This is a genomic window from Bartonella capreoli, from assembly GCF_902813205.1.
In the GTDB taxonomy this organism is placed as follows: Bacteria; Pseudomonadota; Alphaproteobacteria; order Rhizobiales; family Rhizobiaceae; genus Bartonella; species Bartonella schoenbuchensis.
The window spans coordinates 325,652-344,537 of sequence record NZ_CADDZX010000001.1 but is presented as its reverse complement, the minus strand read 5'-3'; the positions used below and the strand labels follow the sequence as shown (position 1 = coordinate 344,537).

General features: G+C 40.9%; 13 protein-coding genes. 4 read left to right on the top strand and 9 right to left on the bottom strand.

Going from position 1 to position 18,886, the window contains the following annotated elements:
• Positions 1–48 precede the first annotated feature (48 nt).
• From J7R05_RS01375 to leuS, 3 genes are all read right to left on the bottom strand, one after another.
• Positions 49–2,250 carry a primosomal protein N' gene (locus J7R05_RS01375; protein WP_208540869.1) on the bottom strand — a complete coding sequence of 734 codons (2,202 nt, stop codon included), beginning with the start codon at positions 2,248–2,250 and terminating at the stop codon, positions 49–51.
• A gap of 581 nt (positions 2,251–2,831) precedes the next feature.
• On the bottom strand, positions 2,832–3,455 hold the full coding sequence (gene lptE, locus J7R05_RS01370; protein WP_208540868.1) for an LPS assembly lipoprotein LptE: 624 nt from the start codon (positions 3,453–3,455) through the stop codon (positions 2,832–2,834).
• Positions 3,442–6,066 (bottom strand): leucine--tRNA ligase, encoded by a 2,625-nt coding sequence (leuS, locus tag J7R05_RS01365; RefSeq protein ID WP_208540867.1) that lies wholly within the window; start codon positions 6,064–6,066, stop codon positions 3,442–3,444. Before leuS ends, lptE begins: the two co-directional genes overlap by 14 nt.
• 150 nt (positions 6,067–6,216) lie before the next feature.
• On the opposite strand from leuS, the gene J7R05_RS01360 reads away from it, so the two are divergent.
• The 4 genes from J7R05_RS01360 to J7R05_RS01345 all read left to right on the top strand — a co-directional run bounded on the left by J7R05_RS01360 (position 6,217) and on the right by J7R05_RS01345 (position 9,400).
• The gene (locus J7R05_RS01360; protein ID WP_208540866.1) at positions 6,217–6,897 is read left to right on the top strand and encodes a YggS family pyridoxal phosphate-dependent enzyme; all 681 of its coding nucleotides are present in this window, start codon (positions 6,217–6,219) and stop codon (positions 6,895–6,897) included.
• 197 nt (positions 6,898–7,094) lie between these two features.
• The gene (gene ftsE, locus J7R05_RS01355) at positions 7,095–7,754 is read left to right on the top strand and encodes a cell division ATP-binding protein FtsE (RefSeq protein WP_208540865.1); all 660 of its coding nucleotides are present in this window, start codon (positions 7,095–7,097) and stop codon (positions 7,752–7,754) included.
• Positions 7,747–8,718, top strand: coding sequence for a cell division protein FtsX (locus tag J7R05_RS01350; RefSeq protein ID WP_208540864.1), 972 nt, complete (start codon positions 7,747–7,749; stop codon positions 8,716–8,718). Before ftsE ends, J7R05_RS01350 begins: the two co-directional genes overlap by 8 nt.
• Positions 8,719–8,722: 4 nt before the next feature.
• Positions 8,723–9,400, top strand: coding sequence for a YdcF family protein (locus tag J7R05_RS01345; RefSeq protein WP_208540863.1), 678 nt, complete (start codon positions 8,723–8,725; stop codon positions 9,398–9,400).
• A gap of 547 nt (positions 9,401–9,947) precedes the next feature.
• Here the strand turns inward: J7R05_RS01345 and J7R05_RS01340 are convergent.
• The 6 genes from J7R05_RS01340 to J7R05_RS01315 form a co-directional block, all read right to left on the bottom strand.
• Positions 9,948–11,933: a MacB family efflux pump subunit gene (locus J7R05_RS01340; RefSeq protein ID WP_208540862.1), complete on the bottom strand. Its 1,986-nt coding sequence runs from the start codon at positions 11,931–11,933 to the stop codon at positions 9,948–9,950.
• A gap of 3 nt (positions 11,934–11,936) precedes the next feature.
• Complete coding sequence (locus J7R05_RS01335) at positions 11,937–13,145, bottom strand: efflux RND transporter periplasmic adaptor subunit (RefSeq protein ID WP_208540861.1); 1,209 nt, start codon at positions 13,143–13,145, stop codon at positions 11,937–11,939.
• The gene (locus tag J7R05_RS01330; RefSeq protein ID WP_208540860.1) at positions 13,142–14,644 is read right to left on the bottom strand and encodes an efflux transporter outer membrane subunit; all 1,503 of its coding nucleotides are present in this window, start codon (positions 14,642–14,644) and stop codon (positions 13,142–13,144) included. The genes J7R05_RS01335 and J7R05_RS01330 overlap by 4 nt, the downstream gene beginning before the upstream one ends.
• Positions 14,645–14,703: 59 nt before the next feature.
• The gene (locus tag J7R05_RS01325) at positions 14,704–15,519 is read right to left on the bottom strand and encodes an exodeoxyribonuclease III (RefSeq protein WP_208540988.1); all 816 of its coding nucleotides are present in this window, start codon (positions 15,517–15,519) and stop codon (positions 14,704–14,706) included.
• On the bottom strand, positions 15,519–16,154 hold the full coding sequence (locus J7R05_RS01320) for a LolA family protein (RefSeq protein ID WP_208540859.1): 636 nt from the start codon (positions 16,152–16,154) through the stop codon (positions 15,519–15,521). Before J7R05_RS01320 ends, J7R05_RS01325 begins: the two co-directional genes overlap by 1 nt.
• Positions 16,155–16,299: 145 nt before the next feature.
• Positions 16,300–18,789, bottom strand: a complete 2,490-nt coding sequence (locus tag J7R05_RS01315; protein ID WP_208540858.1) for an FtsK/SpoIIIE family DNA translocase — start codon at positions 18,787–18,789, stop codon at positions 16,300–16,302.
• Positions 18,790–18,886: the final 97 nt, after the last annotated feature.

The following is an 18,886-nucleotide window of genomic DNA, read 5'->3' as shown; positions in this document are numbered from 1 at the left end:
CAATATTTTTTAAAAACAAACGCATTTACTTTTTATTGCTTTATTTTTTTAAAGAAAACTCTGCGGATCAATATCAATTTGAACTTGAACTGAACCAGGTCTTTTGGGTGCATTTGCAATCATTGCACGAATAAACCCTTGCATATCAAACGAGCGCTGCCCATGCAGCAAAAGCCGAAAACGATATCGCCCGCGCACAAGTGCCAATTGTGCTTCTGCTGGCCCCATCAAGGATACACCCTGCACCGTTGGCGCAACCCGGCGCAACGCACGTGCATAATTTTCTGCAGCTTTGCGCTCTTTTGAAGATACAATTAAAGATGCAAGCCGTCCATAAGGTGGTAAATGATAATGCTGACGTGTGGCAATCTCACGCGTATAAAAATTCTCGCGCTGTTGCGAAAGCAATGCTTGTATGACCGGATGATCTGGCTGATAAGTTTGCAACAATCCTAAACTTTCCAACCCCATACGCCCAGCCCTTCCTGTAACCTGCGACAAAAGCTGAAAAGTGCGTTCACTTGCCCGCAAATCACCATTAGCAAGACCAAGATCAGCATCAATCACCCCAACCAGAGAAAGACCAGGGAAATGATGCCCCTTAGCCACCAACTGTGTGCCAATAATAATATCCACATCCTTGTTTGTAATCGCTTCCAATTCCCGTCGTAACTGACCTATTCCACCTTTTAAATCCGTTGACAAAATCAGCAAACGTGCCTGTGGGAAAAGTTCGCGTGTTTCCTCTGCAATCCTTTCCACCCCCGGGCCACAAGCAACAAGATGATCAAGCGTACCACATTCAGGGCACGCCTCTGGAATAGGCTCATAATAACCACAATGATGACATTTAAGTTGACCATACAAACGGTGTTCAACCAACCAACTTGAGCAATTGATACAATGAAAACGATGCCCACAAACCCGACATAGCGTTAAAGGTGCATAACCTCGCCTGTTGAGAAAAAGAAGAGCTTGCTCTCCTTTGTCTATAGTTTGTCTTAAAGCACGTTCAAGAACAGAAGAAATAAAGCGCCCCTTTTCTACCCCCCCTTTGCGCATATCCACCACTTGTAAGTGTGGCAGTGCAGCTGCTTGGAAACGCGATGATAAAGCAACCCGCTGATAACGCCCCCATAAAACATTAACCTGGCTTTCAATTGAAGGTGTAGCCGAAGATAAAATAATAGGGTACTTTTCAAAAGAACCCCGTGCAACAGCCATATCACGCGCATGATAAAAAACACGTTCTTCCTGTTTGTAAGAACCATCATGCTCTTCATCAACAACAATCAAACCAAGATCTTGAAATGGCAAAAAAAGTGCTGAACGCGCACCCGCAACAACCCGCACCTGCCCTTCTGCAACTTGCCTCCACACACGTTCGCGACGACGCGGTGTTAAATCTGAATGCCACTCAACCGCTGGTGTTCCAAAACGTGCATGAAACCGATCTAAAAACTGTTGTGTCAAAGCAATTTCTGGCAATAAAATCAAAACCTGCTTACCACATGTTAGTGCTTGAGCAACAGCTTCAAAATACACTTCCGTCTTACCTGCCCCAGTAACCCCATCAAGCAAAAAAACTTGAAATTGAGAAGACAAAACACCCTTGCGCAGAAGAGCTGCTGCCGATTTTTGTTCCTCCTCCAAAACAGGTACACAAAAATCAGGATCCGGCATTGCCACAAGTGGAAGAGCTGGCATCATCACTTCTTCAAAAACCCCAAGCCCCTTTAACCCCTCAACAACCGAAACAGAAGTTCCCGCTGCACGGGCAAGACCAGAGTGTGTCCACACCAGTCCCTCACGCGCCACCTCTAAAACCCGTGAACGCGCCGGTGTTAAACGGCCAACATCTCCCCCACAATAACGCAAACCTAAAGTCTGCGCTTCCGGCTCTAATGCTGTTGGCACACGCAAAACCAACCGTGCAACAAAGCCAAAAGGCGTCATTGTATAGTGACTGACAAAACGCAAAAACGCAATCATTTCAGCCTTTAGAGGTGGGCAATCAAAAACATGCGTAATCAAGCGCAGCTTTTCACGCGCTATAGGAACAGCTCCCTGCCCATCGTTATCTTCTGTCTGCTCATCAACGGCCACCACAAAACCGCAAACCTCACGCCCCATCACAGGAACACGAACAAAAGACCCAATCTCCACCCCCATAGAAGGAGGAACCTCATAGCTATAAGCATGGGGAACAGGAAGTGGCACCAAAACCGAAACAATTTTTAGCTCTGTCACGTTTGATTTCCCCTTTTATACGAGCATTTCTTGGCATTGCATGGAGTTTAACAACTCTTAATCTCACCTTACTTATTATTCTTCCTTGTCGCTCCCCCACCCCATATCAACAATAATCAACCAATATTCCTTATTTTTTCTCACTCCAATCAACCAGCCTTACCACTTAAAAAACCTCTTAAAATCACCAACCTCACCACTTCACTTAAATCTTGCAAATCACACATCCCTTTATTTCTACCCCCCCTTTGCCAGAACATTCAATAATTATACAATCAACGCTTAAAAGCTGCTTTTATGAAATTTGCATCACACATAGATAAATAATACAAAACTCAAACCCTCCTCATTTGCACTATTTTTAACATTACTTATTCTGTCAAAAAGGCCACATTAAACAGTGCAGACGTAAAGCCTTTTTGTCAGAAATAATCTTATGTTCAAAATATCTTGTAATTGATAAACACCTTATCATTGATAAAAAGATGACAAATATTTCCAATCAATTGGTATTTTGACACCTCCTTTGTGCAAAAACCAACTAAATTTTCATTATGAATAAGCTATTGCATAAAAAGCGCTTAAAGTTTTACCAAGTCTTTTGAAAGTAACATAAAAATTTGCTCAGCCAACTCTTCAGCTACACGCTTTTGTGCATTTTCTTCAGCCTGCACTGTCGCATATTCTTGACGAAGCCGATCAAAAGATGCACTCATAGCGCCTTTACCTTTAGCAACAACAACATTATTCATATCTCTTAATATATAAGAAGCCCTGCTTATCACTGTCCCAACAGAAGAACGCCCCACTCCATCTGGATCTTCATAAATTTCTATTTGCACAGATGTGTGCGTAGCAGCTGATGTGTGCAGTGATAGTTGATAAACTGGAACTGAAGGCTTGCTTCCATTCCCATACATAAGAAACAATAAATGATTGCGGACCATCTGGCCAAAACGATCTGAAGGTTCCTCAACAACAACTGTAGCAAATTTTGCAGCAAGATCTGAAGAAACCGCTTTTGAATGCTTCCCATGCAAGGCAGCACTACCCACTTGTGACGACGCCACCTGCACCCCCATTTGTGATCCCACCTGTTCCCCCCCTTGAACCTTTTGACGATAAAGAGGCTCAACACGACACCCATAAAGAAACATAAACAAACAGGTAAAACCAGCAAAAAATGCCCACTTAAATAACGACATTGATAATCCTTTGTGGAACAATAATAACTTTCTTCACCGGCTTTTCTACCAACTGTGCTTTAACACATTCAAGAGCCAAAACTGCCTCTTCAATTTCCTCTTTATTGGCTGTCACACAAAGGGTGATATCACCGCGTTTTTTACCATTAATCTGCACCGGCAAAGTAATAAACTCTTCAACTGTCAACGCAGGGTCAAAAACAGGCCAAGAAAGTTCACAAATGAGTGTTTTTCCCCCAAAAGCAGCATGACATTCTTCTGCCAAATGTGGCATTATAGGTGCAATCATTGCAAAGAAAAAATCCATTGCTTGGCGCAAAGCAGACTTCATCTCATCATCAATATTTTCCACTTTATTTAAAAATGGCGTCATCGTATTTAATAATTCATAAAGGCGTGCAACTGCCCGATTAAAGGCAAGTTTTTCTAAATCATCCTCCACAGCACAAAGCGTGCGATGTGCTACCTTTGAAAGCTCCAAAGCTTCACCATGACAGCCTGTGCGCGGTTCAACTTCCTTTAAAACTGAAGCACTCAAAGCCACACAGCGCCAAATGCGTTGCACAAAGCGATGGGCTCCTTCAATTCCTGCTTCTGTCCAAATGACATCACGCTCAGGAGGAGAATCAGACAACATAAACCAGCGCACCGTATCTGCCCCGTAAGAAGCAATAATATCATCAGGATCAATGATATTCTTTTTTGACTTCGACATTTTTTCAATTGAACCAATCGTCACATGACTTTGATCAGTCAATTTATAAGCCTGGCGTTTCCCGTCTTTTTCAACAATGGAAACTTCTGCTGGTGCAACCCACCCTTGTTCATCACGGTAGGTTTCATGAACAACCATGCCTTGCGTAAATAACCCCTCAAAGGGCTCATCCACACTAACATGGCCAGAAATCTTCATCGCACGCATAAAAAAACGCGCATATAAAAGATGTAAAATCGCATGTTCAATACCACCAATATATTGTTGAACAGGCAACCACTGTGCCGTTTCTTTCTGGTCTGTTGGTTCTTGTGCTTGAGGTGCGATAAAACGCGCATAATACCAAGAAGAATCCACAAATGTATCCATTGTATCGGTTTCGCGCTTTGCCAACTGCCCGCAAGAGGGGCAAGTGACTTCTTGCCACTTTTCATGGCGTGTAAGAGGGTTGCCAGGCTTATCAAAAGTCACATCATCAGGCAAAACAACTGGCAAATCAGTGCGTGCTACAGGAACCACTCCGCAAGTAGCACAATGAACCATAGGTATCGGGCAACCCCAATAACGTTGACGTGAAATTCCCCAATCACGCAATCGGAATTGCACAGTTCTTTTCCCCTGAGGTTGACCATTCAAGATCTGTTCTTCAAGGCGTTTAGCAACCGCTTCAAAAGCCTCCCTCACCGTAAGACCATTTAAAAAGTCTGAATTAATCATCACGCCTTCACCACTGTAAGCCGTTTTGGAAATCATAAAATCCTCGGCATCAGCATCTTTTGGCAAAACCACCGCTCGTACGGGAAGATCATATTTACGCGCAAAATCTAAATCCCTTTGATCATGAGCAGGACACCCAAAAATAGCACCTGTTCCATAATCCATGAATACAAAATTAGCCACATAGATAGGAATACGCACCCTTGCATCAAATGGATGAACAGCTAAAAGCTTTGTGCGAAATCCCTGTTTTTCAGCTGTTTCAAGTGCTGCAGTTGTTGTACTACCACACCGACAGTTCTCAATAAAAGCAGCAAGTTCTTTGTCTTGTTGTGCTAGTGTGTGCGCAATCGGGTGATCTATAGAAAGGGCCAAAAAAGACGCTCCAAATAAAGTATCCGGACGGGTTGAATAACAAACAACCTCATCAAATTCTTGGCATATATCATCAGCAACATTTGTCTTATCTAAAGCCCAGCTAATCAAAAGGCCTTGTGACTTACCAATCCAGTTTTTTTGCATAATGCGGACTTTTTCTGGCCATTTATCAAGCCTTTCAAGCCCTGCCAATAAATCCTCACTAAAGTCACTGATTTTGAAAAACCACTGCGTCAATTCTCGCTGTTCAACCAAAGCACCAGAACGCCAGCCTCTTCCATCAACAACCTGCTCATTGGCTAAAACTGTGTGGTCAACAGGGTCCCAATTTACCTTGGCCACTTTGCGTGCAATCAGTCCCTTTTCATAAAAGTCAAGAAAGATCATCTGTTGACGATGATAATATTCCACATCGCACGTTGCAAATTCACGCGACCAATCTAAAGAAAGCCCCAATTGCTTTAATTGCCCACGCATCACTGCAATATTTTGATAGGTCCACACTTTTGGATGCACCTTATTTTGCATGGCAGCATTTTCAGCTGGCATACCAAAAGCATCCCACCCCATGGGATGGAGCACATTAAACCCTTTGGCACGTTTATAACGTGCAACAACATCTCCCATAGTATAATTGCGCACATGCCCCATATGAATGCGCCCTGAAGGATAGGGAAACATCTCTAAAACGTAATATTTTTCACGCCCATCATCATGAGAGGTTTGAAAAATTTGTCTCTCATCCCAAACCGCTTGCCATTGTTGTTCACGTGCACGTGGATTATAGCGCTCAATTGTCATTCCCATTATACTCTTTACAAAATTGAACCAAAAAGCTTTGTAAATGCTTCACCATGGATTAAAGCTATCGTCAACCTCTTCAATAGAAATTTTAAAAGCTTTTATAAACAATGATTCAAAACTTTAAACAAAAAACAGGAACAACAAAACATGAGCACACTCAATACCTCCCCCATTGAGGCGTGGAAAAACCTTCAACAAGACATTGCTGCAACATGTAAAGACTATCACCGCTCATTAGAAAGTGTTGAGCTAATTGCTGTTTCAAAAACTGTTGCTGCACAACAAATTGTTCCACTATTACAAGCAGGTCAACGACTCTTTGCTGAAAACCGTGTACAAGAAGCAGCACAAAAATGGCCTTGCCTACAAGAGCAATTTGAAGCCATAAAACTTCACCTTATCGGCCCTTTACAATCCAATAAAGTAGTAGAAGCTGTCAAAATCTTTGATGTTATTCAAACTGTTGACCGCGAAAAAATAGCTCAAAAATTATCCGAAGAAATGAACAAACAAAAAAAATATCTTCCCTGTTATGTTCAAGTCAATATCGGATTAGAACCACAAAAAAGTGGCATTGCACCACAAGAAGTGGCTGATTTTGTAAGCTTGTGCAAAAATCAATATGGGCTTGATATTATAGGCCTCATGGCAATTCCACCAGTTGAAGAAAATCCTGGTCCTTATTTTGCTCTTTTAGCTAAACTTGCAAAAAAAGCCGGTGTTTCAAAATTGTCTATGGGCATGTCAAATGACTTTAAAACCGCTCTTCAATTTGGTGCCAATGTCCTTCGTATTGGCACAGCTTTGTTTGGACAACGTCCACTCTAAACACCCTTTTGCTTAAATTATATACCCCTCTTTCCAAAAGGTGGCTCATATATCCACTATTCAAATCATCAATTAATTAAAAGAATGACAAAAAACATTTAAAGAACATTAAGTGTAAAAACTGAAAAAACTTGAAACTACTATAAAAAAAGTCAATGATAATGACTTAAATTCAAAAGCAAAAGTGGTAACTCAGAGTGATTCGTTTCGAAAATGTCGGTTTGCGCTATGGGATGGGGCCTGAAATCCTCCATGACATAAGCTTTCACATTCCGCATGGATCATTTCAGTTTTTAACTGGAGCATCGGGTGCAGGTAAAACATCCTTAATGCGTCTCATGTTTCTAGCCCTCAGACCAACGCGTGGTCATATTGATTTGTTTGGAAGTGATACCGCCTTACTTAAACGACAAGAGCTTCCCGCTTTAAGACGACGCATTGGTGTCGTCTTTCAAGATTTTCGCCTACTTGACCATATGACAACTTATGAAAATGTTGCATTACCTCTACGCATTAAAGGGCAAGAAGAAGCAACATATCGCAGTGAAGTGGAAGATCTCTTGCAGTGGGTTGGTCTTGGAAACCATATTCACGCTTTACCACCTGTTCTTTCAGGTGGAGAAAAGCAAAGAGTAGCAATTGCACGCGCTCTTATTGATCAACCTGAAATTCTTCTTGCTGATGAACCCACAGGAAATGTTGACCCGCCTTTAGCAAAACGCCTCTTGCGCTTATTTATTGAATTAAACCGTTTTGGAACAGCTGTTGTCATTGCCACCCATGATGTCACATTGATGGAACAAGTCGCAGCACGACGTATGATTCTTCATAATGGACGGATGACAATTTATGACTAAGTCTTTCCCCATTTCTCACATTCAAAAATCAATTTTTATACGCAATAAAACAACTACGGCTATTATTCCCAGTGACAATATTTCCGGACAAGCTTTGGTTGTTGTGATCGCTATTATGACATTTCTTGCAAGCTTAACATTAAGCAGTGTTGATTTAGTGCACCGGGCTGCTCACAATTGGAGCGCTCAAATTAGCCATGAAGCAACAATTCACATACAGCCTGTTGAAAATGTCGATATTGAGCAAGCTCTGCGCAATGCAGTGCAATTAGTCACCACATTTCACGGTGTGAAAGAAGCCAAAATTGTTGATCAAACAGCCACTGAAAAATTGCTTGAGCCATGGCTTGGAGAAGGCTTAACTTTAAGCAAATTGCCCATTCCCCGGCTCATTATTGTCACTTTAAACAAGGATGAAAAAACCGACTTTCACGCCATCAGCCAAGCTATAAAAACACATATCCCAGGTGGCCAATTTGATGATCATCGCTTCTGGATCAATCGTTTTGCAACAATGGCACAAACAACTGTTTTTATCGGCTTTTCAATTTTAGCACTGGTTTTAAGCTCTCTTATGCTCACAATTATCTTTGCAACACGCAACGCTTTGGCAGAAAATTCTCATGTTATCAATGTCTTATATTTCCTGGGGACTGAAACCCATTTCATTGCCAAACAATTCGATTGGCATTTTTTTAAAACAGCACTGCGTGGTGCATTGTATGGTGGTGTGACAAGCGCACTTGTCTTTAGCGCTTTTTTCTTCTGGATAAACAATAACCTTGGCACAGCACAAAGCAGTCAAATCACCGCCTTGTTTGGGCATTTTTCGATAAATCTCACAACTTATGGGAAAATTCTTGGCCTTATTCTTTTTGTGTCCCTTCTTACCACACTAACAAGCCGGATTACCATTTTAGCACAACTTAAAAAAATTGATCACCACGAAAACGGTTTATTTTAGCGTCATGCTCCACAATTCACCCCATTCTCAATTATCATCACACAATAATCAGCAAAAATGTTGTATTGCAAAATCCACCACAAGTGCCTTACGGTTTTATAAACGTTTTTCACGCTATGTGCCATTAACAGTCCTTGCTCTTTTCATTACAATTTTATTCATTGGTGCTACATTTGTTACTTTCTCAGAAAAAATTGAGCACTTAACCCCTCCAAATCCCTTACCAAAAGCAGATGCAATCATCGTCCTTACAGGTGGAGAAAACCGAATAAAAACAGGGTTTGATCTCTTGCAAAAAGAGCTTGGCTCTCGACTATTAATCAGTGGAGTCAACTCAACAATTGACTTTAATAAACTGATTGACGCCACATATATCAATCCGCATCTTTTGGCTTCCCGTGTTGATTTTGGATATGAAGCAACAAATACCAAAGGCAATGCTGAAGAAAGCGCTGCCTGGATCAAACAACACAACTATAAGACAGTTTATATTGTCACGCATGATTATCATATGGTGCGCTCTTTGCTCGAACTTAAATATTTAATGCCCCATATAGATTTCATTGCATATCCCATTAAAGAGAATACTACAGGCAGTTGGATCAAACAAATCAATCAAATACGCATTCTTGTTTCTGAATATATCAAAAATATTGGAGTATACATCAGAACCGCATTTTGACCCTCACACACCACTTCACTTGATTTCACTTGCCATAAATTTTCTTAATTAAAACACTTAAGCTCTTATTTTTATCACCCTCAGGTCACATAGATTTTTCTTCTTACAGCCACATTACACCTTTGTGCTATAAGCACAGTTTCACATCTTGATTTTTTTAAACAAACATTAAAACGCCCCCCCGTCTCCCCTCTCATTAAAGCCAATTCAAAGGCTCTCATAAGGCACCCATATAGGCGCCCCATGCCCTTTATGCACAACCGTATCTTTCTGTTTATGAATCTTGCAAAATGCAAGAATCCTTTCCAAATTTTAAAGGCAATTAAACACGCAAAAATAATGAGCACCCAACTCTTTCATTCAACTATAACAACTATTAACTTAAATCCTATTGTCTCTTGATCATATGCAAAAAGCCAAATTATGAACTCAAACGCAACATCATCAGCTTTATGTTCATAAAACACACCCATCACGCTGTTGCACACTTATTCAACGCTATTGCACACTTATTACGGCAACTATAATTCTTCTTTAGATTGATCTCTCAATCACGTGCCAGAGCAATCACAGGATCAAGCTGTGAGGCCTTGCGTGCTGGAAAAAAACCAAAACACACTCCAATAAAGGCTGAAAAAACAAAGGCTATAACGATTGAATTTATCGTATAAATCAATTGAATAGATAGAGATAACAGCGAAAACAAGCTGCCAACAGAAAGCCCTAAAAGAATCCCAAAACTCCCACCAATTGCACACATCAAAACTGCTTCGATTAGAAATTGTTGTAAAATATCACTCTGGCGTGCACCAACTGCCATGCGCACCCCAATCTCATTGATCCGCTCAGAAACAGTCACAAGCATAATATTCATTACCCCAATGCCCCCCACAATCAGTGAAATTGCTGCAATTGAAGTCACTAAAAGCGTTAAAATCTGTGTACTCTGTATAAGACGTTGACGAAACGATTCCGAATTTCTAATGAAAAAATCTTCCTGACCATGGCGCGTAATTAAAAAACGCCGGACCTCAGCTTCTGCTAACCTTGAATCGACATCATCAGCAATTTTCACAGTAATTGCACGAACAATTGTGGTTCCAAGAAAACGGGTTTGCACAGCAGTATAAGGCAAATAAACCTGGAGTGTATTTGATATACCTGCCCCATTATTTGAAGCCACAACACCAATAATACGCGCAGGCACTTTACCCACACGCACCACTTTCCCAACAGGGCTTTCATGACTATGCGGAAAAAGAGAAGCAATGGCCTCCTTTTCAATCACCAAATCAACTGCTCGATCACGCACACTTTGTCGATTAAACAATTGTCCTTCAACAACGCTAAACCCGTATGTCTGAAAAAATTGTTCTCCCACACCAGCAACCACAGCATTGGCTTCAATCCCCCCATAATAAACTGTCGAGCTCACTGAAATCTGAGGTGTTACACCATCAACATAAGGTAGCCCCGATAATGCTTGCGCATCATCTTCAACCAAACTTGTTATCTTGTCTGCTAGTGGATCAGAAAAACTCTTACCCGGTAAAATTGTTAATATATTTGTGCCCAAACTTTTAAAATTTTCAAGAATTTTCTTTTGAGTCCCATTACCCAAAGACACCATCGCAATAACTGACGCAATGCCGATAATCACCCCAAGCATTGTTAAAAAAGTTCGCATCCGGTGTGCATTCATCGCAAACAAAGCCATAGTAAACGCTTCACAGAAACGATCCATAAAAGAACGAAAAACCCCAAGCTGTTGATGATCTTCTAGATCTTCCCCTTCATGAAGAGGCTCAATATCATCAACCTTAACCTTTTTAATTTTCGACACATTATCGGAAATAATTTCCCCATCACTAATCTCAATAATGCGCTGTGCTCTTTGAGCCACATCCATATCATGGGTTACAATAACAATGGTGCGCCCTTCTTGATGAAGCTCGTCTAAAATACGTAAAACTTCTTGCCCACTGTGTTTATCTAGTGCACCTGTTGGTTCATCTGCAAGAATAACATCAGCATCATTCATCAAGGCACGAGCAATCGATACACGTTGTTGTTGACCGCCTGAAAGTTGATTGGGGCGGTGGTTCATACGCTCACCCATCCCTAAGCGTGTTAAAAGGCTTTGTGCACGCTTTCTTCGTATTGCCGATGCACACCGTGCATAAATGGCTGGCATTTCAACATTCCCAAGAGCTGTCAATTCATGCAACAAATGATAGCGCTGAAAAATAAATCCAAAATGGTTGCGCCGTAAAGCTGACAAGTCATCTGCTGAAAGTGAAGCGATCTCTTTTCCTGAAACCCAATAACGTCCCCCACTTGGTCGATCAAGGCAACCTAAAATATTCATCAACGTGGATTTTCCTGAACCAGAAGCCCCTACAATAGCTACCATTTCACCACGTTTAATGGTTAAATTAATATTTTTTAAAATAGGAACTAATGTTTCACCTGCACGAAATTCGCGCGTGATATCTTCCAAGACAAGAATAGCATCTGTCTGCTTTGTTTCCATGTTTTAGATCTCGTCTTCGCTTTGCCAATCGGTATCTTCTAATATTAATCCACCGCTTGAACCGGTAATCACTACATCACCCTCATTTAATCCTGAAACAACCTCAGCTATCACCTTATTATTGAGCCCAATAGTCACCTGTTTTGCAACCACCCTATTTTTGCCAACCAAAAGCCGGACCCACGCTTTATGATCTTTTGTCTCATCATGTAAAGCATCGCTTGGCACCAATAATACATTGTGAGAACGACCTAAGATAATATGGACTTGAGCGGTCATATAAGTGCGCAAAAAATTGTCTTTATTGTCAACATGCACAAGCCCATTATAATAGATAGCTGATGATGCCAAAGCACTACCCCCTCCAGACATCTCAGGGTGAATGCTAATATCATTACGAATAGCTTCAGGTGCAGGCTCTATCGTTTCTAATATCCCATTATAACGGCGCTGTGAATCACCAAAAATTGTAAAATAAAGTGCTTGTCCAGCGTGAACTTTCAAAATATCAGCTTCTGAAATTTGCGCTTTCACTGTCATTTTTGACAAATCCCCTAAAATAACAATTGTTGGCACGGATTGAACTGCATTAACATTTTGTCCCTCTTCAACAACCGTAGCTAAAACCGTGCCTGATGAAGGCGCTGTTATCCGCGTATAGCTTAAATTAACCTCTGCACCTGTAACATCAATTTGTGCTTGCACAATTTGCTCTCGAAGCTGAGCAATTTGAGCTTCACGTATTTTTACTTGTATTAGAGCATTATCAAAGTTAGCACGTGAAACTGCATGTTCTTTGATCATCTCTTTTTGACGTGCCAAATTTTTCTGCGCTAAAGTAAGGTGGGCTTCTTGTTCGACTAAACTAGCATAATAATGAGATAAAACAGCTTTTTTCCTTTTCAGATCATTTTCCTGATCTGTGGGATCAATCTCTGCCAATAAATCTCCTTCTTTCACAACACTACCAGGAGAAACATGCATTGCAATAACACGCCCTGTCGCGCGTGCACCAACAGCAACAAGCCGATAAGGGCGCACAACACCAGAAGCTAAAACACTTTCTTCAATATCACCACGTTTCACCACCGCTGTGATATAAGCCTGGGTGGAGTTTCCAAAAAAGAGAATACGGATAAACCCTAAAAACACGACAAGAAAAGCCACAATGCATAAAATAAGCTTTTTTCGTTTCATGTTGTATTTCATCATGATTGAACTTTTCCTCCCTCATTTACTCTCACGTGTAAACCCGTCACTTTATCCACTATTTCCGGGCGTGAAACATCAACCACACCATCCCAACCACCACCTAATGCTTTCATCAAAGCAATATACTGAAAAGCCACACTAACACAGCTATTTTTAAGCGCCATTTGCGCAGAATAATATGAACGACGCGCATCTAAAAACTCAAAGAAACTAATATTCCCACTTTCAAAAAGGAGCTGGGAAAGCTTTAATGAACGCAAAGCAGCTGCATTTGCAACTGTCAGCTTTTCTAAACGCTGATGTTCCTTATAAAGTCTCACCAGTGCATTTTCTACATCTTCTAAAGCACCAAGCACTTCTGCCCGGTAAGTAATAAACGCTTGATCACGCTGTGCACGCGCCACTTCAACCGATGCAGCTCTCTGCCCCCCATCAAAAAAAGGAAATTGAAGACCAGGCCCAAAAGACCAACCAATGGTTGAATTTTTTCCCAAATAGCCAATCTGTGTTGCCGCTGTTGAAATACGACCCGTTAAGGTGAGCGATGGGTAAAGATCTGCCTCACGCTGGCCAATACGCGCTGTAGCTTGTGCATATTGGCGTTCTGCACGCCGTAAATCTGGACGCGTTAACAAAATATCAGCTGGAATTCCTGCAGGTATTGGCCATTGTGGTTGTGGAATTGACCCTTCTTTTTTAGCACTCTTTTGTAAAAAAGCCTCCAAAGCCATAGGAACACGACCAGTCAACACAGAAAGACGATGAATATTCATCGCTAAATTAGCTTCCATCTGAAATATATCAGCCTCTGTGTTAGCCATTTGTGCTTGCGCATTTGAAAAATCAAGTTCTGAAGCCTCACCAGCGGCCAATTTGGTACGCATAAGTTCAAAAGTTTTACGCTGCGACACAACAATCCGACGTGCAATCAACAATTTTTGTTGCCAACCACGCATTTCAACATAATTTGTTGCCACATCTCCCAACAATGTTACCATTGTCGCTCGCATATCTTCTACAGCACTATCAAGACCATAACGGGCTGCCTCAACCGCTCGCTTATGACCTCCAAAAATATCAAGCTCCCAGCTGGCATCAAAACCACCACGATATTGACTTAAAGACACATCAGGTTGTTCAGAAAAACGATTGCCCGAAATTGAACCAGAAACACTTGGTGCAAGATATCCTGCTACTTGCCCCACACTGGCACGTGCTTCACGAACGCGTGCTTTTGCAACAGCAACGTTATTATTACCAGATATCGCATCATCGATTAGCTCATTTAAAACAGGATCATTGAAACGCCGCCACCATCCCGCAAGTGCAACTGAGTGGTCAGATATTTGAGCAGATTTTCTCCCCCAAACTGCTGGAACACTAAAAGATGTCTTATGATAATCAGGGCCAACAGCACATCCTGACAACATCAAAAACACACAAAGGAAACTATAGCAAAGATTCTTTGAAGCAATCCACTTTAAAGTACTCATCCGCATCCACCCTCCTTGCGTGGTCTTCAAATCAACCTAGCTATGTTTCTTTTTTAGCATTTATTTCAAACTTTACATGAAAAATCAAATACTGTCTGTACTGGAACGTGATCGGAAGGTTGAAATTCCCCCCGTGCAGCACGAAAAATCGAAAGATCATCCATAAAAGGTACTAAATCTGGTGAAGACCAAATATGATCAAGCCGCCGCCCACGGTCAGAAAGAGCAAAATCACGTGCGCGGTAACTCCACCAGGTATAAAGCTTAGTAGGAACTGGAAATTTAATGCGCATCAAATCAATCCATCCCCCTTCACGGCATAATGCTTGTAAACGCTCGGTTTCAACCGGCGTATGACTGACAACGTTCAATAATTTCTTATGAGACCATACATCATCTTCCAAAGGAGCAATATTCAGATCACCCAGCAAAAGAGAAGATAAACCATCACCCTGATCCGCTCGGATAGAAGACATTTCTTCTAAAAAATCAAGCTTATGACGAAATTTTTCATTCACACTAACATCAGGCTCATCCCCCCCAGCAGGAACATAAAAATTATGAATCCGAATCATCCTACCACAGGGCTGAACAACCACTGAGAGATAGCGGCACTCTTCTTTTTGACAAAAAAAACGCTTTTCAACATCTAACAAAGGCAAACGTGAAACAATCGCCACACCATGGTAAGATTTTTGACCACTTAGTGCAATATGCTCATAACCTGCAGCTTGAAAAGGCTCACGTGGGAATAAATGATCTGGACATTTAGTTTCTTGTAAACACAAAATATCTGGCGCAAAGAGATCCAAATATTGAAGGACTTGCGCAAGGCGTAAACGAATAGAATTAATATTCCAAGTAGCGATACGAAAAAACATCAATTTCCATTCCGATTGCGCGATATTGCAATATTTTTATAAGGAATCGTAAACATTCCATCAACAAACCGAATCCCCGTGCGCACGTTCATAATTTGAACCGTTGTTTCCAAATTCTGCTGATCAACAATCGTCCATTGGCGCAAACTATAGTCTTTAGAATCAAAAATCATTCTTATCTGCCCTTTGCCCATGCTTTTATCATGCAAAACAATCGTTATCGCCCCAGGATCTTCACGAAGTGCTAATAAATTCTTCGATGATATATTAATTTTATCGTCTAATAGAAATTTCATCGGTGTTTGAGAAAGTTGATAAAGGTTCCAAGTATTGAGCGCACGATTGTTCACACCCACCATTTTGCCATCTGCTATAATCTGTAAAGGAACCCCTTTATAACCAAAACGAATCCTACCAGGACGCTCTAAATAAAATGTTCCCTCACTCATTTTGCCCTTTGGGCTAAACTGAATAAAATCCCCTGTCATCGTTTTAATGTCGGAAAAATGATTAGCAATAGCCTGAGCTCGTGCTACCTGACGAGATGATTGCGCAAAAGAAGGCACAGCCAACAGCACACAAACAATAAAACCAAAAACAATAAATGCTCTTCTTGATGATAAATAATATGTCATCACAAACAACGCCTCCTAATCGCTTAAAGCAACATATGCTCCTTTGAAAATATAAGCAGCAAACTTCAAAATATAAACATTAAACAGCGCCTTTAACTCGCAAATATTTATTAAAGCATTATTTAAAAAATTCACTTAAAGGCTTTTACTTTAACGGCTCTTCTTCAGCAGGTACTAAAATTTCTCGTTTTCCCGCATGATTAGCAGAGCTAATGATTCCTTCTTCTTCCATTCGCTCAATTAGTGAAGCAGCGCGGTTATATCCAATCCCTAAACGACGCTGAATATAAGAAGTTGAAACCCTACGATCACGCAAAACAACTGCAACAGCTTGACTATAAGGATCATTTTCCGCAGGAGAAACAAGCGAAACATCAACGCCATGATCTGCCGTTTCTTGTGTAACAGCCTCTAAATAATCAGGCTGCGCTTGAGCTTTCAGATGAGCAACAACCTGTTCAACTTCATTATCAGCAACAAAAGGACCATGAACACGCTGAATACGCCCCCCTCCCATCATAAAAAGCATATCTCCTTGCCCTAGCAATTGTTCAGCTCCTTGTTCACCAAGAATTGTCCGACTATCAATCTTTGAACTAACAGAAAAAGAAATGCGTGTAGGAAAATTAGCTTTAATCGTACCCGTAATAACATCCACCGAAGGGCGCTGCGTGGCCATAATCACATGAATACCAGCAGCACGCGCCATTTGTGCTAAACGTTGAACTGCTCCTTCAATATCCTTCCCCGCAACAAGCATTAAATCTGCCATTTCATCAATAATAACAACAATATAGGGCATAGGATTTAAATCGAGAGTTTCTGATTCATAAAGGGGCTCACCAGTCGTGCGATCAAATCCCACTTGGACCGTTCGTGTCAATGTCTCGCCCTGACTTTGTGCTTCTTTTAAACGCGCATTAAACCCATCAATATTACGAACGCCAACTTTTGACATTTTACTATAGCGTTCTTCCATTTCACGAACAGCCCACTTAAGAGCAATCACTGCTTTTTTAGGATCTGTTACCACCGGCGTTAATAAATGCGGAATACCGTCATAAATCGAAAGTTCAAGCATCTTAGGATCGATCATAATTAAACGACATTGCTCAGATGTCATACGATAAAGAAGTGACAAAATCATTGTATTAATAGCAACAGATTTACCCGACCCAGTGGTACCTGCTACCAAAAGATGCGGCATCTTTGCCAAATCTGCAATCACCGTTTCACCACCTATTGTTTTACCCAAAGCAAGCGCTAAGTTTGCTTTGTTGTGAACAAATTCTTGAGCTTGCAAAATTTCCCGCAAATAAACCGTCTCACGCGTTGCATTGGGCAACTCTATTCCAATCACATTGCGCCCTGGAACAACAGCAACACGTGCTGAAATAGCACGCATTGAACGAGCAATATCATCAGCCAATCCAATAACACGTGAAGATTTAATACCAGCTGCTGGCTCAAATTCATATAAAGTTACAACTGGCCCAGGGCGTGCATTAATCATTTTACCCTTAACACCAAAATCTAATAAGATTGTCTCAAGTTCACGAGAATTTTCTTTTAAAGCAGTAGGAGACAATCTCGCATCTTTCTCAGCCGGTGGAAAAACAGAAAGATAATCCAAAAGCGGAAGCGTAAAACCATTTTTAAAAACAACTTTTGACGGCTTGAAAACACGGCCCTTGGAGGACGAAACAGATTCTTTATGGGGGCAAGACTCCTGCTTTCCTTCTTCTTCAAATAAAACCGGTTCAACCCGACCAAATACATTTTCTTCCCCCTCAGGGAGCCAACTTTGTTGCTCAGAAAGATCATCTTGTTTTTTAGAATTCTTGCTCCATGAAAAAAGGCGCCCCAAACGCGCTTGTAAAAAATAAAGAAAATGCAAAACTGCTCCAAAAACTGTAACAAAAAAACCAAGCAGCACTTCATAGATAGAGTGATGAGCCTCTTCCACATCATCACTGACTGAATCTGTTACTTTGACCTTTTTGTTTTTTTGTTTCTTTTTGTCATCATTCTTGCAACGCCACACCACATTGCCAGCAAAAGCAGCTATCACAAAACCTAAAGGAGCAAGACAAACACCTATAAAAGCAATTTGTAAGGAAGAAAAAGAAGCAAAAAAGGAAGGAAAAAATAAATAAGCAGTATTTAAAATTTTATCACCCACAACGCCTCCAAAACCAATTGGCAATGGCCAACGCGTAAAAGAGGCAAAATGTGTCAACAAAGCAAAAACAGCTGAAAAATAAATCGCTGATACCCCCCACAAAAAAAGACGAAATATAAAATTACGAATATCTTTTTGTGCCAACAATAAAAGTGACCAAAAAAACGGGGGTAATAAAATGCACAAACTCGCCAAACCAAAAAACTGTATAGCAAAATCTGAAAAAATCGCACCAGGCCACCCCATAAGATTTGTAACCTCATGAGCATTGGCATAAGTCAATGATGGGTCTACAACATTCCATGTTGCTAAAGCTAAAACACAAAAAATAATAAGACCCAAAAGCCCAAGCCCAATGAAGGCACCAATCTGACGCAAAAATAAATTCACAAGACGTAGACTTTGATAATCAAGCCTTTCTGATAAATGATCAGAAGACAAACCTTGGCGCATCAATCAATTCCAAACATAAAACTTTTCATAAAAAACTGGTTTCACAGCTTATAGTTAAAAACATTACAGCTTATAGTTTTAAAATATTAATGCCATT

Excerpts from the sequence above, each read along its gene's own strand:
- lptE (WP_208540868.1), bottom strand. The coding sequence starts at position 3,455 with ATGTCGTTATTTAAGTGGGCATTTTTTGCTGGTTTTACCTGTTTGTTT.
- leuS (WP_208540867.1), bottom strand. The coding sequence starts at position 6,066 with ATGACAATTGAGCGCTATAATCCACGTGCACGTGAACAACAATGGCAA.
- J7R05_RS01360 (WP_208540866.1), top strand. The coding sequence starts at position 6,217 with ATGAGCACACTCAATACCTCCCCCATTGAGGCGTGGAAAAACCTTCAA.
- J7R05_RS01350 (WP_208540864.1), top strand. The coding sequence starts at position 7,747 with ATGACTAAGTCTTTCCCCATTTCTCACATTCAAAAATCAATTTTTATA.
- J7R05_RS01345 (WP_208540863.1), top strand. The coding sequence starts at position 8,723 with ATGCTCCACAATTCACCCCATTCTCAATTATCATCACACAATAATCAG.
- J7R05_RS01340 (WP_208540862.1), bottom strand. The coding sequence starts at position 11,933 with ATGGAAACAAAGCAGACAGATGCTATTCTTGTCTTGGAAGATATCACG.
- J7R05_RS01335 (WP_208540861.1), bottom strand. The coding sequence starts at position 13,145 with ATGATGAAATACAACATGAAACGAAAAAAGCTTATTTTATGCATTGTG.
- J7R05_RS01330 (WP_208540860.1), bottom strand. The coding sequence starts at position 14,644 with ATGCGGATGAGTACTTTAAAGTGGATTGCTTCAAAGAATCTTTGCTAT.
- J7R05_RS01325 (WP_208540988.1), bottom strand. The coding sequence starts at position 15,519 with ATGTTTTTTCGTATCGCTACTTGGAATATTAATTCTATTCGTTTACGC.
- J7R05_RS01320 (WP_208540859.1), bottom strand. The coding sequence starts at position 16,154 with ATGACATATTATTTATCATCAAGAAGAGCATTTATTGTTTTTGGTTTT.
- J7R05_RS01315 (WP_208540858.1), bottom strand. The coding sequence starts at position 18,789 with ATGCGCCAAGGTTTGTCTTCTGATCATTTATCAGAAAGGCTTGATTAT.